Source organism: Deinococcus sp. AJ005 (genome assembly GCF_009017495.1).
Lineage (GTDB): Bacteria > Deinococcota > Deinococci > Deinococcales > Deinococcaceae > Deinococcus.
This window is the reverse complement of sequence record NZ_CP044990.1, coordinates 1,714,840-1,740,879: the sequence shown is the minus strand read 5'-3', so window position 1 is coordinate 1,740,879 and position 26,040 is coordinate 1,714,840. Positions and strand designations below refer to the sequence as shown.

Sequence of the window (26,040 nt, the reverse complement as noted above, 5' to 3'; positions counted from 1 at the left end):
CTATCTGAAAAGTACACGTCGGACAGACGGTCACTGTCTATCACTCAGAGCATTTGTGATCAGCACAGCTCCGAAGGAGAGAATGGAAGCATCGAAAGCTGTTTTTCCTGATGCTGCCATTCGGACAAATGCTCTAGGCTGAAGTTCATGACCATCAAAGCAGTGTTCTGGGATATCGGTGGCGTACTTCTGACCAACGGCTGGGACCGTGAGCAGCGCGCGGATGTGCTGGGGCGTTTCGGGCTAGACCCTGCCGAGTTCACCGAGCGCCACAAACTGGCTGCGCCGGAGCTGGAGCTGGGCCGCATGACGCTGGACGAGTACCTGGAGCAGACCCTCTTTTACACCCCGCGCGACTTTTCCCCCGAAGAATTCCGCGCCGCGATGGAGGCCGAGAGCCAGCCGCATGGGGGCGCCCTGGCTTTGGCTGGAGAACTGTCCGGGCGCTGGCGCATGTACTCGCTGAACAACGAGGGCCATGACCTGAACGACCACCGCATCCAGACCTTTGGCCTGCACGAGTTTCTGCTGGGCTTTTTTACCTCGTGCTACCTGGGCGTCATGAAGCCCAACCCCAGGATTTACCGTCTGGCCCTGCAACTCGCCAACGTGCGCCCAGACGAGGCCGTCATGATCGATGACCGCTCCCAGAACGCTGAGGCCGCCCGCTCGGTGGGCATGCGCGCCGTGCATTACCGGGACGCCGCGCAGCTCCGGGAGGAACTGGCGGCGCTGGGCGTGCAGTGAGTTGGGGAGGCGATCAGACCTTTACGAACTCCTGCACGCCCATCACGAACATCACGGCTCCGCCCACCGGCACTTCCACCGGATCGCTGACCAGACCCTCGTTCTGCTCGCCCATCGGGACGCTGGGGGCCACCAGCCGGCTGCGGGTGCGGCAGGTCTGGCGCACGAAGCGCTTCAAGTCGTCCATGCGCGCGTCGTCCACGCCGATCATCAGGGTGGTGTTGCCCTCACGCAGAAAGCCGCCGGTGCTGGCGAGCTTGGTGACCTCGAAGGCATTTTCCGAGAGGATGCGCACCAGCGCCGTGGCGTCTGCATCCTGAATGACCGCGAGAACGAGTTTCATAACGGTCAGGATAGCAAATGAGCTGTGAGCGGGCGGTCAGGGCCGACGCTCGGCATTTTGCGGGGGAGACGCGGCTTCACACCGCGCTGAGGTTGGCGAACTTCACCAGCAGTTTCTTCGTCCCCGCCGTCGGGAAATGCACCGTCACTTCCTGCTTGTCGCCCATTCCAGCCACCGCCAGCACCTGCCCCTCACCGAACTTGGGATGCCTGACCTTCTCGCCGCCCCGGTACGCCATGCCCGCCGTCATCGGGCTGGTATTCTTGACCGAGCTGGGGGTGACGGGCACGGTGGGCCGGTACTGTTTCCATGTCTTGGCACGGTATTCCACCACCTGGCCGTAGGGGTCCACGGTGTCGAAGCCGCCCTCGATTTCCTCCAGAAAGCGGCTGTCCTCGGCGGCGTTGGTCTTGCCGTACTGCATGCGGTTCTGCGCGGCGGTCAGGAACAGGCGTTCCATTGCGCGGGTGATGCCCACGTAGAACAGCCGCCGTTCCTCCTCGATGCCCCCGGCCTCGGTCAGCGCCCCCTTACTGGGCAGCAGTCCTTCCTCAGTGCCCACGATGAACACCACCGGGAATTCCAGCCCCTTGGCGTTGTGCAGGGTCATCAGGGTCACGGCGTCTTCCGGCACGTCTCTGTTTTCCTTTTTAGAGCGCATGTCGTCCACGCTGGACAGCAGGGCGGCCTCGTCCAGAAAATCGCCGATGGTGCCGTCGTTGTCGCCGGACCATTCCTCGGCGGCGTTGATCAATTCGTCCAGGTTCTCCATCCGAATCTGGCCTTCCTGACCTTCCTGGCGCAGCAGATCGAGGTAACCGCTGGTCTCGATCACGAAGCGAAGGAAGGCGGCGGGTTCGTAGTTCTCGGCAGCGTCGCTCATGGCAGCCATCAGCTTGGCGAATTCCACGGGTTTCTGCGCCCCCCGGTCCAGAATCTGGTCTTCCTCGGCCCGCGCGCAGGCGGTCAGGAGGGAGGCGTTGTTGATGCGTGCCCAGTCCATCAACCGTGCCAGCGCCGTATCGCCGATTCCGCGTCGGGGCCGCCCGATGATGCGGCGCAGGGCCACGTCGTCCGATGGATTCAGCGACAGGCGCGCATAGGCCAGAATGTCGCGGATCTCGCGGCGGTCATAGAAGCCCACGCCCCCTACGATCTTCGCCGGAATCTGCACGCGCCGCAGCGATTCTTCCATCACGCGCGACTGGGCGTTGGTGCGGTACAGGATCGCCATATCGGCGAATTTACGGCCCTCGGTGTTGTGCAGACGGGTCAGCCATTCGGCCACGAAATCGCCCTCGGCGCGGTGATCGGTGGCGCGGTGGAACATGACCGCGTGGCCGTCTTCCTTGACCGCCCGCAGGGTCTTGTCCATGCGTTCAGTGTTGTTCTCGATCAGTTTATTGGCCAGATTCAGCACGCTGGCGCTGGAGCGGTAGTTGTGTTCCAGAACATAGACTTTTGCGCCGGAATAATCTTTCTGGAAATCCAGGATATTTTGAATGTCTGCGCCTCTGAATTTATAGATCGACTGGTCTGGATCGCCGACGACAAGCAAGTTTTTATCCCTGCTTGCCAGTAAACGCGTCAACTCATATTGCGATTTGTTCGTATCCTGATACTCGTCCACATGAATAAATTTGGCACGGCTCTGAACAGCATTCAACACGCCGGGCACTTCATGAAACAGCCGCACGGTCTCGGTAATCAGGTCTCCGAAATCGATGGCATTCTGGCCCTTCTTGCGGCTCTCGTAGATGCGGTATGCCTCGGCAGCAGCTTCGCGTGGCAGACCGCTGATGTATGGATCGCCGCTTCTCGCCAGATCGGCGGGCGTCAGCAGGTTGCTCTTGGCCCGGTCCACGATACCGCGCAGCACGCGTGGGCTGGTGTCCGGGCCGATGCCGGGAATGCTGCCCATCACTTCCTTGAAGATGTCCAGTTGATCGTCGTCGTCATAGATCACGAAGCCGCGTTTCAAGCCGATATGTTCGCCGTACTGACGCAGAATCCGCACGCCTGCGCTGTGAAAGGTACTCATCCACAGTTTGTTTGCTCCTGGCATCAGGTGGGCGGCCCGTTCACGCATCTCGGCGGCGGCCTTGTTGGTAAAGGTCACGGCCAGAATCTCGCCGGGGTCCACGCCGTAATGGGTGATCAGGCGGGCAATCCGGTAGATCAGCGTGCGCGTCTTGCCGCTGCCTGCCCCGGCAATGACCAGGGCTGGACCTTCAAAATGGTCGGCGGCCTGCGCCTGGGTCTCGTTGAGCTGGCTCAGCAGGTCTCTGTGGTTGGGGTCAGTCTGGTCCGGCACGGAAGTCACCGAAGGAGTCTATCAGGGTTGATTCTGTTAGGGGCGTAACGGAGCAGGATTGGTCTCGTTCAAGCCGCTCAACACGGCTTCTGTCAGCCCACCGGAAACTTGTGCCGTGGTGACAACGTGGTGGCCAGGACCCAGTCAGCCCAGGCGAACAGCGGAGGCAAATGGAAAATTCCCCGCGCTAGGCGAGGAACATGATGGTGGATCGCCTCGGACTTGAACCGAGAACCCGCTGATTAAAAGTCAGCTGCTCTACCGATTGAGCTAACGATCCTGACGCCGCACCTTTGCAGGACGTTTTTGCAGCGGGGATGAGTATACGGAGGGCGGCCCTGGGTGTCAATGTTAAGCTGCCCTCCCACTGAACCTAACGCCGTGCGCTCGGCGGCAGGTTGGGCATTTTGGGCATCTTGCCCCCCGGTCCCTTGCCGCTCATGCCCCCCAGCATCTTCATCATGCCCTTCATCTGCTCATGCATCTTCAGGAGCTTGTTGATGTCCTGCACGCTGTGGCCACTGCCCGCTGCGATGCGCTTGCGTCGCCGCCCGTCGATCACTTTCGGGTTGCGCCGTTCCTTGAGGGTCATGCTGGAGATCATGGCGTCGATGCGCTGAATCTGCTTCTCGTCCACGTTGAATCCCTCGGGCAGCGCGCGGCTCATGCCGGGGATCAGTTTCAGGAGGTCCCCTAGCGGTCCCATCTTGCGAATCTGGCGCAGTTGCGTCAGCAGGTCTTCAAGGTCAAAGTCGCCGGGCTTCTTGACCTCCATCGCCTTGATGTCGGCCATCTCGGCGCGTTCGATCAGCCCCAGCACGTCGCCCATGCCCAGGATGCGCCCGGCCACGCGGTCCGGGTGGAAGGCGTCCAGACCAGAAATCTTCTCGCTGGTCCCGGCGAAATAGATTGGCTTGCCCGTCACGCTGCGCGCCGAGAGGGCCGCCCCACCGCGCGCGTCGCCGTCCATCTTGGTGATGATCAGGCCCGAGACCTGCACCCGCTCGTCGAAGGTCTGCGCCACGTTCAGCGCCTCCTGACCGGTCATGGCGTCCACCACCAGCAGCGTTTCAGTGGGTTGCATGGCGGTTTGCAGGTCTGCCAGTTGGTCCATCAGGGTCTCGTCGATCTGCAATCGGCCTGCCGTGTCCACGATCACCAGATCGCGGAAGTCGGTTTTGAGGTGTTCGTCCACGCGGCGGCGGGTCTCGGCGGGGGTTTCGCCGTCGGCCACCTTCAGCACGGGCACGCCCACCTGATTGGCCAGCACTTCCAACTGGTCACGTGCTGCGGGGCGCTGGGTGTCGGCGGCCACCAGCAACACGCGGCGGCCCTTGTTCTTGTAATGCAGGGCCAGTTTGCCGGTGCTGGTGGTCTTGCCCGCCCCCTGGAGGCCCACCATGAACCACACGTTGCCCTCGGTTTTCAGCTCCGGCTGGATGGATTTGCCGCCCAGCGTCTCGATCAATTCGTCGTGGACCAGCTTGACCACGGTCTGCCCGGAGTTCAGGCTGCCCGAGACCTCCTGCCCCACGGCCTTCTCGGAAACTTTGGCCACGAATTCCTTAGCCACGCCAAAATTCACGTCGGCTTCCAGCAGTGCCATCCGAATCTCGCGCATGGCGGCCTTGACCTGTGACTCGGTGAGCTGGCGCTCCTTGCCCACGCGGTCCAGGATGTCCTGCAACTTGTTGCCCAGCGACTCAAACATGGGGGCAAATTACCACGCCGGGGCGGGCGCTTTCAGTGAGGTGGAGACAGACTTGCTGCCCGCTATTCTCGGTCTATGAGCAAACTCGTGCGGAACCACATTCCAGACCTCTTCGGCGGCACATCCCGCCCCCTGAACCCGGCTGAATTTCGTTCTGCCCTTTGCGCAAAACTGGGCGAGGAGGTGGGCGAGTATCTGGAATCCGGCGAGGTGCTGGAGCTGGCGGACGTGCTGGAAGTGGTGTATACGCTGGCGAAACTGGACGGCGTAGGTAGGGAAGAGTTGGAGGCCATGCGCGCACAGAAGGCAGAGGAACGTGGCGGTTTCGCGGCCCGCCTGTGGTGGGAAGCTCCTTCTACTTGAGACCCACCAGCACGGTGCTGAGGATGGCCAGCCCCACCCCTGCCCATTGCACGCCGCCCAGGCGTTCGCGGTTCAGCAGCAGCGCCAGCAACGTGGTCAGCACGATGGACATGCTGCCCAGTACAGTCACGATGCTGTCCTCACCGCGCCCCAGGCCCAGCGCAGTCACGAGAATGGCTCCGGTGGACAGCAACCCAGACCATCCGGCGTATTTCAGCGCTCCTGGCCCATCGGCGGGGCGGAGTCCAGAACGGCGCTTCTGCCACACGCTCAGCGTGATGAAGGTGAAGACCAGGGTACACAGCCGCAGCATCCACGTCGCCTGAACGCCGCCCACGCGGGGCGTGAGGCCGTAGCCGATGACGAAGAAACATGCGCCCAGGGTCACGGCGGCGACGATGGCCCACCACGCGCCCTGAATCTGCGCCGGGGTAGACTGGAATCCCTCTGCCTTCTGTGGCAGCGAGACCAGAATTACGGCCACCAGCACGCCCAGCAGACCCAGGCCGGTCAGCAGGCTCAGGCGTTCGCCGCTGAGCCATGCCAGCGCGGTGGTCACGGCCCCGTAGCTGCCCATGATCGGGGCCACCACCACCAGTTGCCCCAGCCCCAGCGACTGGTAAAAGGCCAGCCCGCCCGCCGTCATTAGTGTGGACGCGCCCAGCGCCCAAGCCCATGCTGACGCGTCCGTGGGAAATAGGCTTGTGCCGGTGACGATCAGAAAGACTAGCAGCGCCGCCACGCCGAAGCCCTGCGCCACAAAGGACGCCCGCATGGCCCCCATCCGCCGCGAGGCCGGTTGCGCCAGATAGTCTGCAAAGCCCCACGCCAGCGCCGCCAGCAGGCCCAGAAACACGCCACTCATTGATCCATGAAGTCCACACCCATCGGCAGAGGATAGCGGGCATGGCTGCCTTCAACCTAACGCCCGTTAGGCTGGCCGCGCTATCCTGCGAGGTATGAACAAAGCAGTGATCGTGGCGGCGTCTCGCACGCCGACGGGCAAGTTTTTGGGGGCGCTGGCCGACGTGAGCGCCGTGGAACTGGGCAGCATCACGCTGGCCGAAACCCTCCGGCGTTCGGGCCTTCCGGCAGATGTGATTGAGGAAGTCATCATGGGTCAGGTGGTGCAGGCCGGAAGCGGGCAGAACCCGGCCCGGCACGCGGCCCTCAAGGCGGGTCTGAGCAATGAAGTCGGCGCACTTACCATCAACAAGGTCTGCGGCAGCGGCCTCAAAGCCGTGATTCTGGCGGCCCAGAGCATCCGCGCGGGCGATCAGAGTGCCGTGCTGGCGGGCGGCATGGAAAGTATGAGCAACGCGCCGTATCTGCTGCCGGGGGCCAGAAAGGGCTACCGCCTCGGCCACGCGCAGGTGCTGGACGCCAACATGCACGACGGGCTGTGGTGCAGCATCAACGACGAGGGCATGGGCCTGACGGGCGAGCGCGTGGCCGACAAGTACGGCATTGGCCGCGAGGAACAGGACGTCTTCGCCACCCGCAGCCACCAGCGGGCCATTGCCGCCCAGCAGGCCGGGCGCTTTGCGGATGAAATCGTCCCCGTGACGGTCAAGGGCCGCAAGGGCAACACAGTGGTGGACACCGATGAGGGGCCGCGCAGTGACACCAGCCCCGAAACGCTGGCCCGCCTGAAACCCGCTTTCAAGACGGACGGTTCCGTGACGGCAGGCAACGCGCCCGGCCTGAATGACGCCGCCGCCAGCCTGCTGATCATGTCCGAGGAAGCCGCCGCCGCCCACGGCCTGACCCCCCTGGCCGAGATCGTGGACTATGCGACGGGCGGTCTGGCCCCCGAATGGGTGATGATGACTCCCGTTCCCGCTACCAACAAGCTGCTGCAAAAGCTGGGCTGGAGCGCGGCAGACGTGGACCTGTGGGAACTCAACGAGGCGTTCAGCGTTCAGAGCATCGCCGTGATGAACGAACTGGGCCTGAATCCCGATAAGGTGAATGTCAACGGCGGTGCGGTGGCGCTGGGACACCCGATTGGCGCGTCTGGCGCACGCATTCTGGTTACATTGCTGCACGCCATGAAGCAGCAGGACAAAGAAACTGGGATTGCCACGCTGTGCATGGGCGGGGGCAATGGGCTGGCGCTCGCCGTGCGGCGCGTCTGAGGATCAAGAGTCGAAGGGTCTGAGGAAGGGCGCAAGGGCTTTTCTTAGACCCTCAGACCCTTTGACCCTTAGACTTCCTTCCATGCCTACCCTCTGGATCATTGAAAGCCGCTACACCAAGTCCGGCGACGAGCTGGCCGCCGTCACGCCCCGCCACCGCGAATGGCTGGACCAGCATTACCGCTCCGGTGTGTTCCTGACCTCCGGGCGCAAGCTGGACAACACGGGCGGCGTTCTGGTGGCGCAGGCCGAGAGCGAGGAACAGCTCCGCGATATCTTCAAGGATGATCCCTTCGTGCTGGAAGGCTGCTCGGAGTACGCCTACACCCCGTTTACGCCCGTCAAGCGCGGGCGGGCGCTGGAGCTTGAGGGTGTGGTGCTGGTGGAGTGATGGACGATGAGAAAACCGCTCATTTAGGCGGACTTACCTTTGAGATCATGGGTGATAGCGTTGACCCACTTCTCATTGCTTTTCAAGTTGATATGAATTGGGCAAAAGTATCTGCCGACACTTGGTTTCATCCTGGCGACTTCAGTGCTTTTGTAGATGATTTAATTTCTTTGAACGAAAGTCTGGCGGGAGAGGCCATGCTTGCCCCTATGCCGCAATTTGGGGATGAAATTGTCTTGCGGTTGAGTGGTAATGGTTCGGGAAAAATCCGCGTATCTTTTGCCGTTAAATATGATAGTGGAAAATTTGATGGTTTTTTTGGCACTGATCAAAGTTATCTCCCTTCGTTTCTCATTTCTTGCAAGATCATTCGCAACTGGGTGATTGAGCAGCCTGACTACTTAGATTATTTATAAGGAGAACCACAAATGAAATTCGGAGTCATCGGAGCAGGGCAGATGGGCGGCGGCATCGCGCAGGTGGCCGCGCAGAGTGGATTTGACGTGATCGTTCAGGACGTTCAGCAGGAATACTTGGACCGGGGCCGGGCCGTCATTGAAAAGAGCCTCGCCAGGCTGCACGAGAAGGGGAAACTCAGCGACGCGCTCGCCGACGTGCTGGGACGCATCAAATTCACCACGCATATGCAGGACTTCGCCGACTGCGATCTGGTGGTGGAAGCCATCGTGGAGAATCAGGCGGTCAAGAACGCCCTCTTCGAGCAACTGGGCGGAATCGTCAAGCCGTCGGGCATCCTCGCCAGCAACACCAGTTCCATTCCGATCACGGTGCTGGCCTCCGCGTCGGGCCGCCCGGACCGTTTTATCGGTATGCACTTCATGAATCCGGTGCCGCTGATGGCCCTGGTGGAAGTGATTCGCGGCTACGCCACCAGCGACGAGACGGCGCAATTTGTCACGCAGACCGCCGAGCAGATGGGCAAAACGCCCCTGACCTGCAATGACTTCCCCGGCTTCGTGTCCAACCGCATCCTGATGCCCATGCTCAACGAGGCCATCCAGTGCGTCATGGAAGGCGTGGCCGAACCCGAAGCTATCGACGGCATCATGAAACTGGGCATGAACCACCCGATGGGACCACTGACCCTGGCGGATTTCATCGGCCTGGACACCTGCCTGAGCATCATGGAAGTGCTGCATACGGGGCTGGGAGACGACAAGTACCGCCCCTCACCGCTGCTGCAGAAGATGGTGCAAGCTGGGCTGCTGGGCCGCAAGAGTGGGGAAGGCTTCTATAAGTATTGAGATAAAGTGCGCGAGGTGGTTCTGCTCTGCCCGTATCTAAAGGTCTCATCATTTCAGGTGACGAAACGGTCAGGCCGCCCGGAATATGCTGTGTTATGAACGTTACCCGCCACTTCAGCGACACGCGGACAGACCAGGGCCGCGTACGGTTTCTCCTGGCCTCTGGCCGTGTCTGCCTGATGGCGGAGGGGCCGGGATGGACGCACCGCAGCGCCCACGACTCCTTGCCCGAGGCCGCGACTTTTCTGGCGGTGTTGCCTCACCTGGGCGGCCAACTGTACGTTCAGGCGCTGGATGAGCTGGAGCATCAACTGGAGTTTGAGAGCAGCTATCCCGGCGCAGCGTAAGGTCCAGAACAACCCATCCTCACCTCTTCATCCGTCATCCATGCGACGGATGTTTTTTGTTCCGCCCCGTATGATCGGTCCATGACAGGAATCGCGCGGCAAGTGACGCTGGTGTTGGCAACAGTGCTGACCCTGGTGATGAATTACCTCAGCAACGCGCTGCCGCTATTTGGCAATACCAATGGCGGCATCAGCGACTCGCTGCCCAATGCCTTCACGCCTGCCGGGCTGACCTTCGCGGTGTGGGGGCCAATCTTCCTGGGGCTGGCGGTGTTCGCGGTGTATCAGGCTTTGCCCGCCCAGCGTGGCCCGCGCTATGACCGCCTGTTCTGGCCATATCTGCTGGGCAACCTGCTGAACGTGGCGTGGCTGTTCGCCTTTCAGAGCCTCAACTTCGGCATCAGCGTGGTGATCATGTTGCTGCTGCTGGGCAGCCTGATCTCGCTGTACCTGACCGTGCGCGGCCTGCAACCCCTGAGCGGCGAGTTCTGGGCGCTGCAAGTCCCGGCCAGCCTGTATCTGGCCTGGATCAGCGTGGCGACGATGGCGAATATCACGGCGTTTCTGGTCAGCGCGGGCGTCACGGGCGGCGTACTGGGCATCGGCGCGCAACTGTGGTCTGCGCTGCTGGTGGTGATTGCAGGTCTGGTGGGCACCTTCTTCCTGCTGCGTTACCGCGATTACGCGTTTGCCGCCGTGCTGCTGTGGGCCTTCCTGGGTGTGTATCTGGCCCGTCCGGACACCCTGCTGGTGGTGGTGGGCGTGATCGCTGGAGCCGTGCTGGTGGTTCTGGCTGGCCTGCGCGCGATGCGTCAGGGAAGGATGGCGTTGTAGGCCCACGGCGCCCCTGAGTCCTATCCATTGCTACACTGCCCACAATGCAAGCGTCTGACACGCCCCTGGCCCTGATCGGCTATCCAGCCCCCGCTGCCCGCGCTCTGCGGGAGCTGGGGCTGGTGGCACTTTCTACCCCCACGGATCATCTGAAAGAAGTCATGGACGCCTGCATGACCCTGGGCTTCAGCGGCGCGCTGATCCACCGCAGTCAGGAGGCCCGCGTCCTGGACGCCACCCAGGCAGACGCTGGTGCCCGCCGCGTGGGCCGGGTGGACGCGGTGGCCTTCACGGCGGGCGCGCACGGCACCTTTGCCCTGGCCGACGCCCTGGGAGACACGCTGGAGGCCAGCGGTTACGCCTCGCGTGGGGCCAGTGCGCTGCTGCTGGGCACTGACATGCACGATCTGGCGCTGGCCCTGCCGCTGACCCGCATGGGCTTCTCGGCGGTGGGTGTGGCGGCGGCCAGTACCCCGGACGCCGAGCGGGCGGCGCGTGACCTGCCCGCAGGCGTGCGCGCCTTTCCCGTCAGTCGTCAGGACTCTGCGCTGGAGGGACTGGCCGAACGTGCGGACCTGTTGGTGCTGACGGGCGGGCATCTTCCGGCGGGTCTGGCCCAGCCGTACCACACGATTATCGATTTGACCGGCCAGCTTCGCATCGCTCCCGGCGGCGCAACGCTGCTGGACATGACCGAGCTGTACGCCCGCCGTCTGGTCCGCCAACTGGCCCACGCCACCGGCCAGCGCTTCCATCCTGAGGAACTGACTGGAGCCGTGGCGGCACTGGCGTAAGCGCTGGCATAACTGAAAAACCCCTCTCCGTCAAGAAGAGGGGAAGCATGGAGGAACGCCTTTTACTGCGTGCTGCGCGGGTCCAGAACGTCCCGCAGGCCGTCGCCCAGCAGGTTGAAACCCAGCACCGTCAGGAAGATGGCGAGGCCGGGGAAGATCATGGTCCACGGGTAATCCACGTAGTACGAGCGTGAATCGCTGATCATGGTGCCCCATTCCGGGAGCGGGGGCTGCGCGCCGATGCCCAGGAAGCCCAGCGCGGCCACCTCAATGGTGGCGGTGGCGATGCTCAGCGCACCCTGCACGATCAGCGGTGAGAGGCTGTTGGGCAGCACATGCCGGAAGATCATGCGCCACTGCGACGCGCCCAGTGCGCCTGCGGCCTGTACGAACTCGCGCTCGCGCACGCTGAGGACCACGGCACGGGCCAGACGCAGATACACTGGCACCTGCACCAGCGACACCGCCAGCATGGCCGTGACCAGTTGCGGACTGTTCAGTGCGAAGAGTCGGTCCATCGCCGCGATCAGGAGCGGCGGATTGTCCACGCTGAAAATGCTGGCAAACCCGATGGCCAGCAGAATACTGGGGAAAGCCAGCATCACGTCGCTCAGATAGCCCAGCACATTGTCCAACCAGCCGCCGAAATACCCGGCCAGTACCCCCAGCAAGGAGCCGATGACCAGTGCCAGGATTGTCGCCACCACGCCCACCTTCAGCGAGATGCGGGTGCCGTGCAGCACGCGCGTGAACACGTCGCGGCCCAGGTTGTCGGTGCCGAACGGCGCGGCCCACAGATTCGTTTTGCCCGTCACCGCGTCGGTGTAGGTCTCTTTGGCATCCGGGTTCCACAGCGCCGTGATGCTGGGCGGTTTGAGATTGAGGCGGTAATTGCGGTCCGTGGTGGGGTCATAGGGCCGCAGCACCTGCGCGAAGACCGCCAGCAGCACGAACAGAATGACGATAATGCCGCCGACTTTGCCGGGGGTGCTCTTGCGGAAGCGCCGCCAGAAGATGCTCTCCTGTCTTTTGGCGGGCGCGGTGGCAGAGGGTGTGGTGGTGGTCATAGAAGTTCCCTCCTCATCCCGAATGGCTTCGACTCCCAACTCTGCGAACAGCCCATTGCAGAGCTTGCAGTCTGAGCCATCCGGTTCCTGTTGCTTCTCGCTCCGCTCGGATTCGTCTCATCGCAATTTGCCATCATCCGTACTGAATCCTGGGATCAAGGGCCGCATAACTCAAATCGACGAGTAAATTGACCACGCTGACCACCAGCGCCGCAAAGATCACGCCGCCCTGGATGATCGGATAGTCGCGCTGGGCGATGGCCTCGTAGACCCACGAGCCGATGCCCGGCCACGAGAAGATGGTCTCGGTCAGGACCGCCCCGCCCAGCAGTGCGCCCGCTTGCAGGCCGATCACGGTGACCACCGGCAGCAGCGCGTTTCTCAGCGCGTGCTTGATGGTGACCGAGTTGGGGGCCAGTCCCTTGGCGCGGGCGGTGCGGACGTAATCCTGCCCCAGCACGTCCAGCAGGCTGCTGCGCGTGATGCGCGAGATGATCGCCAATGGAATGCTGCCCAGCGCAATGGCGGGCAGGATCAGGTGCTTCAGCGCGTCCCAGAACGCCCCGGCGTTGCCCCGTAGCACCGAGTCAATCAGGTAAAAGCCGGTGATCGGCTGGATGGTGAACTCGTAGCCCAGGCGGGCGCTGGGGGGCAGCCAGCCCAACTTGACGGCAAAGAAGTACGACAGCAGCAGCCCCAGCCAGAATACCGGCATGCTCACGCCCACCAGACTGATGCCAGTGGCCAGATTGTCCCAAGCGCTGTTGCGGCGCAGGGCCGCCAGAATCCCGGCAGGCATGCCCACCACCAGCGCGAACAGCAGCGCGGCCACGCTCAGCTCGGCGGTGGCTGGAAAGCGCGTCTTGAGTTCATTGACCACCGGGATGTTGCTTTTCAGCCCCGATCCCAGATCGCCCTGAAGCAGCGCGCCGATGTACTTGGGATACTGGGCGTCCATCGGATTGGCCGGATTAAAAAACCATGGCTTGTTCAGGCCCAGTTGTTCGCGCAGGGCTGCCGCTGCCGCCGGGGTGGCCCGCTCGCCCAGCATGGCGACGGCGGGATCGCCGGGAATGGAGCGCACGAAGACAAAGACCACCACGCTGATACCCAGCATGACCAGCACGGTCCGCAGAATGCGGCGGATCAGGTAACTGCCCAAAGCAGACCTCCTTGGCTTCGCGCGTGGGGGCGAAGGCCGGAACGAAGACGGAAGGATGGGACGACGGAATCGGGCCGAAGTTTATGGCGTGTGGGCAGTCTATGCCGCGTCCTGGTATTTTGACCCCCGGACCGTTAGACACCTGTTGAGTGCCATATACCTGTGGACTGTCAGGTCCCTGGCCAACAGAGAGGGGCAGACCTCCCAGATGGAAATCTGCCCCCACTCGGATACGGCTCAGGTTTTACTTCTTGCCCGAGATGTCGATGGTGTTGAAGGCTTCGCTGCCCAGCGGGCTGGGAATCCACCCCTTGACGTAGCTGCGGGCGGCGGCCAGCGGCTGGCTGTGGGCAATCGGCACGCGGTACGCGGCGTCGTAGGTCAGCTCCTGAAGCTGGGAGTAGATCTTGGCCTTGGCGGCCTGGGTGGCGGCGGCGCGGCCCTGCTCCAGCAGCTTCTGGATTTCGGGCGGGTTCCAGCTAATGTCGCTGCTGCCGTTCTCGCCGTAGTACGCGCCGTAGAAGTTGTCGGGATCGCCGTAATCGCCGGTCCAGCCGATCATGTACATGTCGAAGCCAGGGGTGGCGTTGCGGTCTTGCAGATACTTGGCCCAGTCCTCGGTCTTGAGGTTGACTTTGATGCCAATGGCGCTCAGGTCGGCGGCCATGGCCTCGGCAATCGGCTTGGGGTTGGGGAAGTAAGGGCGGCTGACGGGCATGTACCACAGGTCAATGGCAAAGCCGTTGGGGTAGCCCGCGTCGGCCAGCATCTTCTTGGCGGCGGCTGGGTCGAACTTGTAGTCTGCGGGCACCTTGCTGCTGTTGGCCCAGGCCAGCACGGGCGGCACGAAGCTGGCGTTGCTGACGGCCAGACCGTTCCAGAACGCTTCCACGATGGCCTTCTTGTTGATCGCCATGCTGATGGCCTGACGCACCTTCTGGTTTTTCAGGTACTGGTTGTTGTTGTTCATGCTGACAAAGCCCACGTTGAAGCTGGGACGCTTGACCGCCACCAGATTCTTGTCGGCCTGCACGCTCTTGAGGCTGTCGGGCGTCAGGTCGTTGGCGAAGTCGATGGTGCCGGCCTTCATCTCGTTCAGGCGCTGGCTGGCGTCCTTGATGCTGCGGATGACCAGACCGTCCACCTTGGCCTTGACGCCCCAGTACGACTTGTTGGGCGAGAGGGTCACGCGGTCACCCGTCGTCCAGCTCTGGAAGATGAAGGGGCCGGTGCCTACTGCTTTGCTGGCCGGGGTGCCATACTTCGCGCCATCTTTCTTGATCGCCGTGGGGCTGGCGATGCCGAAGTAGCCGGCGGCCAGCACGTTGGGCAGCACGGTGCTGGACTTGGTCAGGTCCACGCGAACGGTCATGTTGTCCACCTTGACGATGTCCTTGATGACGGCGGTGGGATCGCCCTTGAAGCCGCCCAGCAGGTCGCCCACGATCTCGAAGGTGCGGCCCTGGTCACGGAAGCCGTAGGCGTCTGCTTTGTCCCACCAGCGGCGCAGGTTAAAGACGATGGCGTCGGCGTTCATGGGCGTGCCGTCGTGGAACTTCACATTCGGGCGCAGCTTGAAGGTCCAGGCGGTGGAGTTGGCGTTGGGTGTCCAGGAGGTGGCCAGGCCGGGGGTCAGATCGGTGGTGCCGTCCTTGAAGTCGATCAGGGTGTCGTAGATCTGGCGCTGCACCAGAATGCTGATGCCGTCGGTGATGTTGCCCGATTCCAGGCTGACGGGTTCGCCGTTGTTGCCGAACACCAGGGTGGCGGCAGAGGCGGCGGGAAGGGTGGCGAGCAGGGCGGTCAGGATCAATTTCTTCATGAAACCTCCGGGGCCAGACATCTGCGGTGGCGCTGTGACGCGCCGCTGTGAGATGAGGGCCGTGAGAAAAAGTGAACGTGCGCTCAGGTTAGGGGTGAGAGCAGGGGGTGTCAAGCTGTCTAGTCACTGAAAAACTCTGAACGTTTGTGCAATAGCTTATGGGCCGCCGACCAGTGTCAGACCGATCAACGTCGGATTGGCGTTCTTGCCCTCGCTGACCAGCGTAATGGACTTGATAACCACGCCCGGTTTTGGATTTTTCCACTCCAGCACGGGAGCATTTACCTCCAGCCCGTCCGCCGTCTGTCCCGCCCAGCCCGCAGCCAGGATCATGGACGTGGGCAGCAGGTCCGTCCAGGCGCGGATATGCCGCCCGTATTCCAGCGGCTGCACCAGCTTCGTGCCGTCGGCGTACTCGATCTCGTACTGCCCGATGTTCTCGCGCGCGACGGCAGACGGCCAGCCGGTGGTGTGTAAAAAAGCGACGGCGTCTGCCCTGCGCCCGATCTCGATCCTGACTTTCGTGGGCAGATCGCTGACCGCCTCACGCGCGCCCTTGAGCATCACCGCGCCCGAGATGTCGAACCTATATGCGCCGATCTGCTGGACGCCCATTTTCAGATTCCGCAGGTCAATGTCCGGTCCCTTGCCGATCCAGCCCTTCTCGTCGTCATCGTTCAGGCTGCGGGTGGCCAGCGGCTTCAGGCTGACGGTTGCGCCCGCTGCGGCTTTGTAAGCCACGGGTGCGTACAGGTCACGGTACAGCGCCTCCGCATTCGTCACAGGCTTGGCGTCCGGGTTCCAGAACGCGCCTGCCGCCCGCACGTAGGCCACGCCCTGCTGCGCCTGTCCGTCCCAGATGCTGGGGTTGCCGAAATACCCCGTCCAGCGCGTCTGGATCATGCCCAGCGCCCGCGCTTTCTGCGCGGCCTTCGCCACGCCCTCGGCATTGCCCGCCTCGTCCCACGATGCTCCCAGCACCGGAAATCCTAATTTGGCGATCTGTCCGACGATGGGATAGTCCGTGCCCGGCGCGTAATTCCAGTACGCCACCTGAATATCCTTAGGCAGTTTGGCGGGCAGGCTGGCAATCACCGAATCCGAGAAGGCCGAGTCGTGCCAGATCATGGTGTTCACGCCCAGCGATTTCAGGTAGTCGTGAATCTTGACCGTGTCGTCCACGAACAGCTTCTCGAAGCCTGCCGTCTTGCCATTGGGACGCGCGGGAAAGCTGTCCCGATTACGAACCTCGTCATGACCGATATGAATGGTCTTCGCGCCGAAAGCTTCCGCCGCCTCCTTGAAAATGGGGAAGAGGACGCGGCTATATGTGGCCGGATTCAGGGTGTCGTAGGCATACGGATTCTGGCTGTCGGGGTCCTGATACAGATCCTTGTTTGCGCCGCCGTAGTACATCCACTGCACATGCCCCAGCGTCTCGATCAGGGGAATGACCTCCAGGCCGTGTTCGCGGGCCAGCGCCGCCACGCGCCTCGCCTCGGCCTTGCTCGCGCCGCCGGGATTGGCGTAGCCGCCCGCCTTTGCCGTATCCCACTGCACGTAGTTGCTCATGACCAGCACGGCGTTGTACTTCAGCGCGGCCAGCATGGGAATCAGCGCGTCGTTCACGCCTTTGCTGTACTGATCGAGGTAGATCATCGCCACCCGTTCCTTCAACGCGGGCGAGTCGCTGATTCGGGCAAAGCGCAATCCCGCAGGCTTCAACAGTTGCCGCAGCGTCTGTGCGCCCTCATAAGCGCCCTTGGCATCGGCCCCCACGATGTATGCGCCGCCCGCATCCACCCACAGCGCGTAGCCCTCGGCGGCGGTGGTGGTCAGGCCCGCTGCCTTCGCTTTTGCGGCCAGATCAGCGTCGGCGAGTGTGCCGACCACGATGGCAGGCTTGCCCGCTACGGCATCCGGCAATGTCGCGCCCAGCCGCACTTTCCACTCGGCGCGCAGGTCACGGGCGGCCCAGCCCAGTTCAGGAGCCTTGCCCACTGTGCGGATGCCCAGGCCCGTTAACGCCAGCATTCCGGCAGGAAACTCCGCCCGCTTCGGCTGCGGCACGAGTTGGGTAGATGGAATCTGGGCGCGGGCGTCGGGGATGGGGGTGATTTGAGCCTGTGCGACAGAGAGCGAGAGACCCGCGAGTAAAAAAAGTGTTTTAGAAAAATGCATGTCACTCCTTCAATTTTGGTGGCAGACCCACGCGAACAGGAAACTCGGCGAGCTGGCGCTGAAGCGATTGCGCCGCGTCCTGAAGATCACTGGCCTCAACGGGCAAATCCAGCCACACTTCCTGTATATCCTTGCTCGAATCGTAGCCAGAAAGTTTGTCCTGGAACGTCGGCAAATTCTCGGCTGCCAGATAAAGGCGCAAGGTGAGCGCTGCTCCCTCGTAAGAGCCTGAGAGTGCTTCAAATCCTAGATTAGGCTCCGTGAAGAAAATCCGGCTGGTGAGTCGTTCTGAACGCCAGCTACGAAACACTTCGGCGTTAGCTGCGACTTCCTCCATCCAGTCCATCAACCACTGCACCTCAAACGTCGTCAACGACGGGTCAACCTTCTCCCAATGGAAATCACCGAGAGCTAGGCTGATTCGCAAGTTGAGCCAGTCCGAGTCCCATCGGACGTTTTCCAGTTCAGGAAACTGATAGCCGTCAACCGTGATCTGAAGCACAACTTTGCGCTTCACCAGCCTCATACCATCACCATCAAAAAGCCGGGAGCATCCGGGCCACCCCGAACACCCCCGATGGCCGTCCAGATCCTCAGAGGCTGGCGTTCCAGGCTTTTACAATGTCGTCCAGCGCGGCCTTGACGGTTTTCTGCCCGGCCATTGCCCCCTCAATGTTGTCCTTGAAGACCTTGTTCAATTTGCTGGCGTCCGGGTAATTCAGGGTCAGGTCCTTGGCCTTCTTCAGCTCCGTGCTGGCCACCAGCTTGCCCTGATCGATGGCCGAGTCGCCGCCCTGCTTGAAAAACTTGTCGGTGCTGGACTTGACCGTGCTGGGGAAGGTGGTCTTGGTGACCTTGCTGAACTGGAGCTGGTTGGCGTCGTTGGTCAGGAACAGCGCCAGTTTCTGCGCCAGCGCCTTGTCTTTCGTTCCCTTGGGCACGGTGAACCCCATCAGCGGCGTGTGGATCACGTTGCCCGCGAGATTGATCGGGTACGGCGCAACTTTGGTCAGGTTGTAAATGGCCTTGTTGTCGTTTTCCACGCGGATGATGAACTGCGGCCCGGTGATCAGCATGCCCAGCTTGCCCGACGAGTACAACTCGGTGGCGGCGGTGTAGCCCCGGCGCATGGTGTCTTCCGGGATGTAGCCTGCCTTGAACAGATCGACGTACTGCTGCACCAGTTTGATGTGTTCAGGGCTGTTGAACACGGCCTTGTTGCCACTCTTGTCCAGGATGGGCAGGCCCGCTTCCTGAAACAGGTACAGCATGTTGATGCCGCCGATGTTGGGCATGAAGCCGTACATCCCGGTCTTGTCCTTGATCTGTTTGGCGGCGGCGATGATGGTCTGGATGGTGCGCGGCGGGTTGTTGGGGTCCAGCCCGGCCTTCTTGAAGATGTCGGTGTTGTACGCCACCACCTTGGGTGCCCAGTACCACGGCACGCCCATCACCTTGCCGTCGAAAGTGAAGGTGGACAGCGGGGACTCGAAATACAGCTTCTTGGCCGCCGCGTCCAGCGTGAGCGGTTCCAGCGCGCCCTGCTGTACCAGCTTCACCGCCATGTCCGAGGACAGGTTCACGGCAGCAGGTGGGCGGCCCGAGGCGACAGCGGCCAGCAACTTCTGCTCCATCGCGTTGCTGGGCACGTCCACCCACTTCAGAGACACGTTGGGGTTTTCCTTCTCGAATTGCGTGACCAGTCGGTTCATCTCGTCGTTGAACAGCGGCGCGAGGCTGATGGTCCAGAACTCCAACTGGGTCTTCTGTGCGTTTGCCATCCCAGCAGAGGCGGTGGCGAGCAGGGCGGCGGTCAGCAGGGCGGAACGGACGGGCAGTTTTTTCATGGGTTGGCTCCTGGGCAAACGAAGAGGATGGATTGGGGGTTGATGCGGTGAATCTAGCGCCCCGTCAAGCCACTTGCCTGAGAAGTTGTCTGGCTTCCTCATCTGCACCCCGTCTGCGTTCCGGGGCGTTACCCTGCGGTCCATGACTGCCCAACCCCTGCCCGGCGCATTCGCAATGGTGGATATCCCCGGTCCTGTCTTGGATGCCGACACCGTTGCGCACCTCAAAAAGTACGGCGTCCACAGCGTTTGTCTGTTCGGCAAAAACATCGAGTCGGCGGGGCAGTTGCGCCAGTTGTGCGCCGACTTGCGGGAAGTGCTGGGCGAGGACGCCCTGATTGCCCTGGACCACGAAGGCGGCGCAATTCTTCGCCCCGAATTCTGGCCCTTCGCCCCGTCTGCGATGGGTCTGGGTGCAGCGAACGACACGGCATTGACGCGGGAGGTTTCGGCAGGGCTGGCCCGTCAACTCCGCAGTGTGGGCATCAACTGGAATTTTGCGCCCGTGCTGGACGTGAATGTCAGTCCGGCCAATCCGGTCATTGGCGAGCGGGCGTTTGGCGGGGACGCTGAGCTGGTCACGCGGCATGGGCGGGCGGCGCTGGCTGGCTACGCTGAGGCGGGGGTGGCTGCCTGTGTCAAACACTTTCTGGGCCACGGCGATACGCGTGTGGACAGCCATCTGGCCCTGCCGCGCGTGGATAAGAACCGCGCCGAACTGGACGCCACCGAGTTGGCCCCCTTCCGTGATTTGCTGCCCCAGACCCCCGCCGTCATGACCGCCCACATCATCTATCCCGCGCTGGATGAGCAGTACCCGGCCACCCTGTCCCGCCGGATTCTGACTGGACTATTGCGGCAGGAATGGGGATTTGAGGGCGTGACTGTTACCGACAGCATGGGCATGAAGGCCATCGACGACAACTACGGGCGCGGCGAGGCCGGGGTGCTGGCGCTGGAGGCTGGCGCTGATCTGGTGATGGCCCTGGGCCGCCGTGAAGCGCAGGTGGCGACGCTGGAGGCCATCGCTGCGGCGCTGGAAGGCCGTCTGAACCGCCCGCAAATGGAAGCCAGTCTGGAGCGGTTGCACAGGCTGGCCCGGCAGTATCCAGCGGCGGCAGACATCTCGCTGAACCCACAGGATGATGCAGAGCTGTTTCGCCGTGCCTGGGCGCGCGGGTTAACGGCCTACCGCAACCCCGTGGCCCCACCACCCGGTTCCCACATCACCCTGATCGCGCACCGCCAGCCTGTGCGCGAAACCGTCAGCGAGGCCGGAGCGGACGCCGAAACGCTGGCCCGCGAACTGGAGCAGATCTACGAGGTCACCCTCATGCCCTTCGAGACGCCGGACCAGATTGACTGGAACGCTGCCCGCGCCCTGGGAAATCCAGTCATTCTGACCACCATCGCCCGTCATCTTCACCCAGCACTGATCGGTGTCCAGCCGGACCTCCACATCTCGCTGTACAACCCCTACGCCGTGCTGGACGTGGATTCGCCCGCGCTGCTGGCCTACGGCTTTCGCCCCGAGGCCCGCTCCGCCGTGCTGGGCTGGCTGAAAGGGGAGACCGCCGCTGATGGGATTCTCCCGTTTGGTCAGCCCTGAACACAGCCTACTTCTGGTTTTCCCGCTCCCACGGCCACTTGCCCGGCGCTGCCGCCACCCCCAGCGCACGCGGCCCGGTGTGGACATTCAGCACCGGATTGATGCCCACTGCGCCGGACCACACGATGGGATGCCGCCCCTTGAGTTGTTCCAGCAGCATGTCGGTGTCCTCGCGCACCGTGCCGTACAGCAGACCCACGCGCAGGGGCGTGCCCTCGCCGTAGGTCCGGGTGACCTGCTGGCCCACTGCCTCGATGCCGCCCTTGTAGCTGCGGGCGCGGCTGACGTTGGTGTATGCCCCCGTCGCCTTGTCTACCGTGATCACCGGCTTGAGATTCAGCAGCCCGCCCAGCGTGGCCTGCACCCGCCCGATGCGCCCGCCCCGGCGCAGGTATTCCAGCGTTTCGATGGTGAAATACAGCTCGGTTTCCTTTTGCACGGCGCGGACCCATTCCAGCGCCGTCTCCAGTGACTCGCCCCGCAACGCAGCCGTCTGCGCGGCATGCACCTGAAACGCCTGCGCCGCGCTGAGGGTGCCGGAATCGTGCAGGCGGATGTCCACGCCCTCCACCACGCTCCTGGCTTGATCGGCGGCGTTGCGGCTGCCACTGAGGCCCGCGCTGATGGTCACGGCGAGTACCTGCGGCACATCTGTTGTCGAGGTGGCCTGGCGGATCGCGTCGGCCCATTCCTGCGGCGTGGGCTGACTGCTGGTGGGGTGCTGGGGGTTGGTCTCCAGTTCCCTGAATAGATCGGCGCGCGAAATCTCGTCGGTACGGAAGCTCTTATCTCCGAAATTTACAGAAAAGGGCGCGACAGGTACGGCATTGTTCAGGCCCTCGAAGGCGTCCAGTCCTCCATCGGTGGCGACGGCAAAGTGTTGTTTCTGGGGTGGCTTTCCGGTTTCCTGTGTCATTTGATCTCCTGTGCGTTCATCTGCTCCACCAGTTTCAGCATGGCGGTGTGGTCCTGATCCGGGCCGATCAACTGCGCGGCGGCGCGGGTCAGGGCGTCCACCTGCGCCAGTACGGGGGCGCTGCCCTTCACTGCGTGTACCACGTCCATCGCAATGCCCGTATCTTTCGCCAGCAGCCCCAGCCCGAAGGTGGGCGGAAAGGCGCGGGTCAGCACGCGGGTGGGGATCAGGTTCTCGGTGGCGTTGCTGCGCCCGCTGCTGGCGTTGATGACCTCCAGCGCCGCGCCCACATCTACCCCGCCCTTGCCGAGAACGGCCAGTCCCTCGCCCGCTGCCCACAAGTTGACGGCCAACAGCGCGTTGTTGACCGCCTTGACCGCGAAGCCCGCCCCGGTATCGCCCACATGCACGATCTTGCCCGCGAAGGCCAGTTCGCCGCGCACCGCCTCCACCTCGTCCGCCGGGCCACCGAGCATCACGGTCAGGTTGGCCGCGACTGCGCCGTTCACGCCGCCGCTGACCGGGGCGTCCAGAAACCGCACGCCGCGTTCCAGCAGGCGTGCGCGCTGTGCATGTGCCGCGTCCGGGTGGCCGCTGGTGCAGTCCACCCAGACCGTACCGGGTTTGAGGTGCGCCTCCAGTTGCCCGATCACCTCGTCCACGTCGGCGCTGGTGGGCAGGCAGGTAAAGATCAGCCCGGCCTGCCCGAGTTCCTCCAGGGTGGCGGCCTGCGTGCCGTACTCGGCGGCGTGTGCCTGCGCCCTTTCCATATGGCGGTTCCAGACCAGCAGGCGGCCCCCGGTTTCGGCGGCGCGGCGGCCCAGCGCGGCGGCCATCGGCACGCCCATCGCGCCCAAGCCCAGAAATGCGGCAGTTCTCATTCTGTACAGGCTAGACGCAATGGCCGGGTCAATGTCTGAAATTGAACGCGGTGCAATCTTTAGAGGCGGGGCTGGTTTGGCTTTCAAACTGTGCTTTCCCATTCTTTCGCCTTGCCAGAGCAGTAGGCTGGGGCATGACGGCGGAGCAATTCTGATGGAGGCTATCGCCTGGATCGTTCATCCAGCGGCGGGAATGGCACTGGCCCTGTTCGCCTCGGTGCTGTTCTCTAGACGCGGGCAGCAGTGGGAGGCGGTGGCTTTCGCCTCATCTCTGCTGCTGCTGCTGGCGGTGCTGGGTGCCGACTGGGACGTACATCCGGCGGCGGGGATGCTGCTGGGCTATTTCGGGTCCACCGCGTTCGGCCACTGGCAGAAGCGCTGGCCCGCGTTGCTGGCGGCGCTGGTGGCCTCAGGCTTCTTCATGCTGGGAGGCGCGAGCTGGATGATCTATCCACTGGCGATCATGTTCATGATCTGGCTGTTCACTGCCGCCTTCTCGTACATGGGACGGGGCAGCAAATCTGTCGAAGAAGGCAAGTCGCCCGCCGAACTGCCCGAACACGCCGGGGGCTTTTCATTCGGCTCGTGGTTTGGCGAAAAGGAGAAAGTGGTGGTTCCGGCAGCGCAGGCCCAGGGCAAGGTTCCCCTCTCCAAAATTGCCGCGCCCGCTCCTGAACCCTACACGGATTGGATGCGCGACAGCCGCCTGCCCGGCGAGGCCCGCGCGCAACTGATCGCGCTGAACCTGCGGACAAAAGAAGCGCTGACGCATTTGCACGGGCTGGGCCAGCAGGGCAGCGAAGCTGAGTATTTAGCACGCGCCATCCGCGAGGAGTACGTGCCCACCGCCGTCAACGCCTACCTGAAGCTGCCGCCTACCCGTGCCGACACGGCCATCATTGAGGACGGCAAGACGGGCCGTGATCTGCTGCGCGAACAGCTCGATCTGCTGCTGGACGCGGTGCAGGGCATCATCGACACCACGTTGATGGCGGGCGGGCGCGAGATGCTGACCCACAAGCGCTTTTTGGAAGACCGCTTCGGCAAGTCGGCGGATGCCCGGAACGCAGACGATCTCAAGGTCTGATGCTGCCCGTCGTTCGCCCCGCAACCCGCGCCGACATTCCCGCCACGCTGGAGATTTACAACTATGCCGTGTGGCACACCACCGCCTCATATGACCTGGAACCTGTTTCGCTGACCACCCGGCTGGCGTGGTTTGACCATAAGCGGGCGGCAGGCTGGCCCATCCTCGTGTTGGAAGATGCAGACGAGATCATCGGCTGGGCCACCTACGGCCCCTTCCGTGAGAAGCCCGGCTATGCTGGCACGGTGCAACACAGCGTCTATATCCGTGACGGCCTGCGTGGCGCGGGCCTGGGAACGCTCCTGATGACCGCACTAATTGAAGACGCCAGCACCAGAGGCTTTCACGTCATGGTAGGTGGAGTGGCCGCCGACAATGCGGGCAGTCTGGCCTTTCATGCGCGGCTGGGCTTCGTGCAGGTGGCGCATTTCCGGCAGGTGGGGCGCAAATTCGGGCGCTGGCTGGATCTGGCCTTCGTGGAATTGCTCCTGAACGGTAAAACGGATCAGATCAGCGGATAAACCAGATGATCAGGCGACTGGCCTGTCCAGCATTTTCCAGCGCCCCCGCGAAGGCGTCCCAGGCATTGATTCGCCCTTTCAATTCCGGCGTGGCATGGGGTTGCATCCGGGACAGATCAGGGCGCGTCAGCCAGGTTTTCCCGGTGATGTCGCCGTCCTCGAACAGCAGATCGGCGCTGACCAGCGTGCTGAGTTGCGGGGGGTGCGGGCGGCCCGCCACGCCTGAGACCTCCAAAAGCTCTAGCAGTTCGTCGGCGTTGTTGACCATGAAGCGGGCCTCGGCCTGCCAGGGGCTGGGGTCTTCGGGCACCAGCAGTTCCCCGGCCTCCGCCGCGGCTGAAACCCGCGTGGCCGGGAGCGAATGCTCCTGCGTTTCGGTTGGACCGCTCTCACAGATAACGACGGCCAGCGCCAGCACTCTTTAACCAGCCGCCCCAACCGCGCGGGCTTCTTCGGGGTTGGACTCGTGTCGGCCCAGTGCGGCCTGCACGTCGGGCCATTCGATGATCTCGAAGCGGCTGTTGCGGATGGCCGGGGTGAATCCGGCGTCCACCGCGATCCGCACCAGTTCGCGCACGGTGGCCTTGTGGCGTCCGCCGCCCCCCGCCGCCGAGACCACGTTTTCCTCCAGCATGGTGGACCCCAGATCGTTTGCGCCGTAATACAGCGCGGCCTGCGCCACCTTGAAGCCCTGCGCGGGCCACGACGCCTGAATGTTGGCGAAGTTGTCCAGTGCGATGCGGGCCACGGCCAGTTGTTGCAGGTACTCGTGCGCGGTTGCGCCGGGAGCCTTGCCGTGCAGGCGGGTGTATTCGGTTTGCAGCGTCCACATGGCAAAGCCCGAGAAGCCGTTCCCGTTGTAATCGTGGTTGGCCTTGTCCTGCTGCTCACGGAGCTTCAGCAGGTGGCTGGTGCGCTGCGCGAAGGTCTCGCCGAAGCCGATCACCATTGTGGCAATCGTATACAGCCCCTTGCTTTGGGCCGCGTCGATGATGCGGAACCAGTCCTCGCTGCGGATGCGGGCGGGGGCAGCGCGGGCGCGCACGTCGTCTTCCAGAATCTCGCCGCCCGCCCCCGGCAACCCGTCCAGCCCAGCCTCGATCAGCGTGTCCAGCAGCGCGTCCAGACTCATCCCGAAATTCTTTTCCATGAACAGCACTTCTTCAGGCGAGAAGGCATCAATGCGAATCGTGGGATGATTCGCCTTGATGTGGCGCAGCAGCCCGGTGTAGTAGTCCAGCCCCAGCTCCGGGTTCACGCCGCCCTGCATCAGGATGCGGGTGCCGCCCACCTCTTCCAGTTCCACGATCTTGGCGCTGATTTCCTGGTAGTCCAGCGTGTAGCTGTCTTTCTGGCGCTTGGTGCGGTAAAAGGCGCAGAAGTTACAGCCCACGTTGCAGACGTTGGTGTAATTGATGTTGCGGTCGATCAGAAAGGTCACGGTATCCGGGTCACGGCGGTCCAGGCGCAGGGCGTTGGCGACTCCGGCGACTTCTGGAAGCGGCAGTCCATACAGCGCCTCGATCTCGGCGGCATTCAGGCGTTCGCCGCGCGCGGCCTTGTCCAGCATCTGTGTTCCCAATGCCTGGGCAGGTGAAGTGGGGGAAAGGGCGGTCATGCGGTCAAGTTATCACCCCCAGAGGTGGTCTATTGCCCCCTGAAACACGCTCAGCGCCGTGAAACGGGTCACGCCCGCCGCA

26 protein-coding genes and 1 tRNA gene are annotated in these 26,040 nt (G+C 63.0%); 12 read left to right on the top strand and 15 right to left on the bottom strand.

Features of this window, described 5'->3' with window-relative positions; genetic code table 11:
• The first annotated feature begins 147 nt into the window (after nucleotides 1-147).
• Nucleotides 148-747 carry an HAD family phosphatase gene (locus tag DAAJ005_RS10180; protein ID WP_151847021.1) on the top strand — a complete coding sequence of 200 codons (600 nt, stop codon included), beginning with the start codon at nucleotides 148-150 and terminating at the stop codon, nucleotides 745-747.
• A gap of 13 nt (nucleotides 748-760) precedes the next feature.
• Here the strand turns inward: DAAJ005_RS10180 and DAAJ005_RS10175 are convergent, their stop codons facing one another.
• The 4 genes from DAAJ005_RS10175 to ffh form a co-directional block, all read right to left on the bottom strand.
• Nucleotides 761-1,090, bottom strand: a complete 330-nt coding sequence (locus DAAJ005_RS10175; RefSeq protein ID WP_075835598.1) for a cyclic-di-AMP receptor — start codon at nucleotides 1,088-1,090, stop codon at nucleotides 761-763.
• A gap of 76 nt (nucleotides 1,091-1,166) precedes the next feature.
• Nucleotides 1,167-3,413 (bottom strand): ATP-dependent helicase, encoded by a 2,247-nt coding sequence (locus DAAJ005_RS10170; protein WP_192930725.1) that lies wholly within the window; start codon nucleotides 3,411-3,413, stop codon nucleotides 1,167-1,169.
• A gap of 195 nt (nucleotides 3,414-3,608) precedes the next feature.
• Nucleotides 3,609-3,684 (bottom strand) — tRNA-Lys (locus DAAJ005_RS10165).
• 93 nt (nucleotides 3,685-3,777) lie between these two features.
• Entirely contained in the window at nucleotides 3,778-5,115 is a 1,338-nt protein-coding gene (ffh, locus tag DAAJ005_RS10160; protein WP_151847020.1) for a signal recognition particle protein, read from the bottom strand.
• 75 nt (nucleotides 5,116-5,190) lie between these two features.
• Here ffh and DAAJ005_RS10155 point away from each other — a divergent pair, with 75 nt between their 5' ends.
• The gene (locus DAAJ005_RS10155) at nucleotides 5,191-5,478 is read left to right on the top strand and encodes a nucleoside triphosphate pyrophosphohydrolase (RefSeq protein WP_151847019.1); all 288 of its coding nucleotides are present in this window, start codon (nucleotides 5,191-5,193) and stop codon (nucleotides 5,476-5,478) included.
• On the opposite strand, the gene DAAJ005_RS10150 is transcribed toward DAAJ005_RS10155, so the two are convergent.
• Nucleotides 5,471-6,343: a DMT family transporter gene (locus DAAJ005_RS10150; RefSeq protein ID WP_151847018.1), complete on the bottom strand. Its 873-nt coding sequence runs from the start codon at nucleotides 6,341-6,343 to the stop codon at nucleotides 5,471-5,473. The two genes, DAAJ005_RS10155 and DAAJ005_RS10150, sit on opposite strands and share 8 nt — an antisense overlap.
• A gap of 94 nt (nucleotides 6,344-6,437) precedes the next feature.
• Here DAAJ005_RS10150 and DAAJ005_RS10145 point away from each other — a divergent pair, with 94 nt between their 5' ends.
• From DAAJ005_RS10145 to DAAJ005_RS10115, 7 genes are all read left to right on the top strand, one after another.
• Nucleotides 6,438-7,616, top strand: a complete 1,179-nt coding sequence (locus DAAJ005_RS10145; RefSeq protein WP_151847017.1) for an acetyl-CoA C-acetyltransferase — start codon at nucleotides 6,438-6,440, stop codon at nucleotides 7,614-7,616.
• 82 nt (nucleotides 7,617-7,698) lie between these two features.
• The gene (locus tag DAAJ005_RS10140) at nucleotides 7,699-8,007 is read left to right on the top strand and encodes a YciI family protein (protein ID WP_151847016.1); all 309 of its coding nucleotides are present in this window, start codon (nucleotides 7,699-7,701) and stop codon (nucleotides 8,005-8,007) included.
• Nucleotides 8,007-8,423: a hypothetical protein gene (locus DAAJ005_RS10135; RefSeq protein WP_151847015.1), complete on the top strand. Its 417-nt coding sequence runs from the start codon at nucleotides 8,007-8,009 to the stop codon at nucleotides 8,421-8,423. Before DAAJ005_RS10140 ends, DAAJ005_RS10135 begins: the two co-directional genes overlap by 1 nt.
• A 12-nt stretch (nucleotides 8,424-8,435) precedes the next feature.
• A complete protein-coding gene (locus tag DAAJ005_RS10130; RefSeq protein ID WP_151847014.1) occupies nucleotides 8,436-9,272 on the top strand; it encodes a 3-hydroxyacyl-CoA dehydrogenase family protein in 837 nt (278 codons plus the stop codon).
• A gap of 95 nt (nucleotides 9,273-9,367) precedes the next feature.
• Nucleotides 9,368-9,619, top strand: a complete 252-nt coding sequence (locus DAAJ005_RS10125; RefSeq protein ID WP_151847013.1) for a hypothetical protein — start codon at nucleotides 9,368-9,370, stop codon at nucleotides 9,617-9,619.
• 81 nt (nucleotides 9,620-9,700) lie between these two features.
• Nucleotides 9,701-10,453: a tryptophan-rich sensory protein gene (locus tag DAAJ005_RS10120; RefSeq protein ID WP_151847012.1), complete on the top strand. Its 753-nt coding sequence runs from the start codon at nucleotides 9,701-9,703 to the stop codon at nucleotides 10,451-10,453.
• Between the two features lie 44 nt (nucleotides 10,454-10,497).
• The gene (locus tag DAAJ005_RS10115) at nucleotides 10,498-11,247 is read left to right on the top strand and encodes a shikimate dehydrogenase (RefSeq protein ID WP_151847011.1); all 750 of its coding nucleotides are present in this window, start codon (nucleotides 10,498-10,500) and stop codon (nucleotides 11,245-11,247) included.
• A gap of 62 nt (nucleotides 11,248-11,309) precedes the next feature.
• Here the strand turns inward: DAAJ005_RS10115 and DAAJ005_RS10110 are convergent, their stop codons facing one another.
• The 6 genes from DAAJ005_RS10110 to DAAJ005_RS10085 form a co-directional block, all read right to left on the bottom strand.
• Nucleotides 11,310-12,314: an ABC transporter permease gene (locus DAAJ005_RS10110; protein ID WP_151847010.1), complete on the bottom strand. Its 1,005-nt coding sequence runs from the start codon at nucleotides 12,312-12,314 to the stop codon at nucleotides 11,310-11,312.
• A gap of 133 nt (nucleotides 12,315-12,447) precedes the next feature.
• Nucleotides 12,448-13,476, bottom strand: a complete 1,029-nt coding sequence (locus tag DAAJ005_RS10105; protein ID WP_151847009.1) for an ABC transporter permease — start codon at nucleotides 13,474-13,476, stop codon at nucleotides 12,448-12,450.
• A gap of 244 nt (nucleotides 13,477-13,720) precedes the next feature.
• Entirely contained in the window at nucleotides 13,721-15,298 is a 1,578-nt protein-coding gene (locus tag DAAJ005_RS10100; RefSeq protein ID WP_151847008.1) for an ABC transporter substrate-binding protein, read from the bottom strand.
• A 156-nt stretch (nucleotides 15,299-15,454) separates the two neighbouring features.
• Nucleotides 15,455-17,479 (bottom strand): glycoside hydrolase family 20 zincin-like fold domain-containing protein, encoded by a 2,025-nt coding sequence (locus tag DAAJ005_RS10095; protein WP_151847007.1) that lies wholly within the window; start codon nucleotides 17,477-17,479, stop codon nucleotides 15,455-15,457.
• 1 nt (nucleotide 17,480) lies between these two features.
• Nucleotides 17,481-17,996, bottom strand: coding sequence for a hypothetical protein (locus DAAJ005_RS10090; protein ID WP_226342374.1), 516 nt, complete (start codon nucleotides 17,994-17,996; stop codon nucleotides 17,481-17,483).
• Nucleotides 17,997-18,072: 76 nt separating this feature from the next.
• On the bottom strand, nucleotides 18,073-19,326 hold the full coding sequence (locus DAAJ005_RS10085; RefSeq protein WP_151847006.1) for a sugar ABC transporter substrate-binding protein: 1,254 nt from the start codon (nucleotides 19,324-19,326) through the stop codon (nucleotides 18,073-18,075).
• A gap of 142 nt (nucleotides 19,327-19,468) precedes the next feature.
• Here DAAJ005_RS10085 and DAAJ005_RS10080 point away from each other — a divergent pair, with 142 nt between their 5' ends.
• The gene (locus DAAJ005_RS10080; protein WP_370519699.1) at nucleotides 19,469-20,935 is read left to right on the top strand and encodes a glycoside hydrolase family 3 protein; all 1,467 of its coding nucleotides are present in this window, start codon (nucleotides 19,469-19,471) and stop codon (nucleotides 20,933-20,935) included.
• 7 nt (nucleotides 20,936-20,942) lie between these two features.
• Here the strand turns inward: DAAJ005_RS10080 and DAAJ005_RS10075 are convergent, their stop codons facing one another.
• Nucleotides 20,943-21,851 carry a DegV family protein gene (locus DAAJ005_RS10075; protein WP_151847005.1) on the bottom strand — a complete coding sequence of 303 codons (909 nt, stop codon included), beginning with the start codon at nucleotides 21,849-21,851 and terminating at the stop codon, nucleotides 20,943-20,945.
• Complete coding sequence (locus tag DAAJ005_RS10070; protein WP_151847004.1) at nucleotides 21,848-22,732, bottom strand: NAD(P)-dependent oxidoreductase; 885 nt, start codon at nucleotides 22,730-22,732, stop codon at nucleotides 21,848-21,850. The genes DAAJ005_RS10075 and DAAJ005_RS10070 overlap by 4 nt, the downstream gene beginning before the upstream one ends.
• Nucleotides 22,733-22,886: 154 nt before the next feature.
• On the opposite strand from DAAJ005_RS10070, the gene DAAJ005_RS10065 reads away from it, so the two are divergent.
• Nucleotides 22,887-23,819: a hypothetical protein gene (locus DAAJ005_RS10065; RefSeq protein ID WP_151847003.1), complete on the top strand. Its 933-nt coding sequence runs from the start codon at nucleotides 22,887-22,889 to the stop codon at nucleotides 23,817-23,819.
• Nucleotides 23,819-24,340 (top strand): GNAT family N-acetyltransferase, encoded by a 522-nt coding sequence (locus DAAJ005_RS10060; protein ID WP_151847002.1) that lies wholly within the window; start codon nucleotides 23,819-23,821, stop codon nucleotides 24,338-24,340. Before DAAJ005_RS10065 ends, DAAJ005_RS10060 begins: the two co-directional genes overlap by 1 nt.
• On the opposite strand, the gene DAAJ005_RS10055 is transcribed toward DAAJ005_RS10060, so the two are convergent.
• Together DAAJ005_RS10055 and mqnC are read right to left on the bottom strand one after the other, a co-directional pair.
• Nucleotides 24,330-24,650: a hypothetical protein gene (locus DAAJ005_RS10055; protein WP_151847001.1), complete on the bottom strand. Its 321-nt coding sequence runs from the start codon at nucleotides 24,648-24,650 to the stop codon at nucleotides 24,330-24,332. The two genes, DAAJ005_RS10060 and DAAJ005_RS10055, sit on opposite strands and share 11 nt — an antisense overlap.
• Before the next feature lie 111 nt (nucleotides 24,651-24,761).
• A complete protein-coding gene (mqnC, locus tag DAAJ005_RS10050; protein WP_151847000.1) occupies nucleotides 24,762-25,958 on the bottom strand; it encodes a cyclic dehypoxanthinyl futalosine synthase in 1,197 nt (398 codons plus the stop codon).
• Between the last annotated feature and the right edge of the window lie 82 nt (nucleotides 25,959-26,040).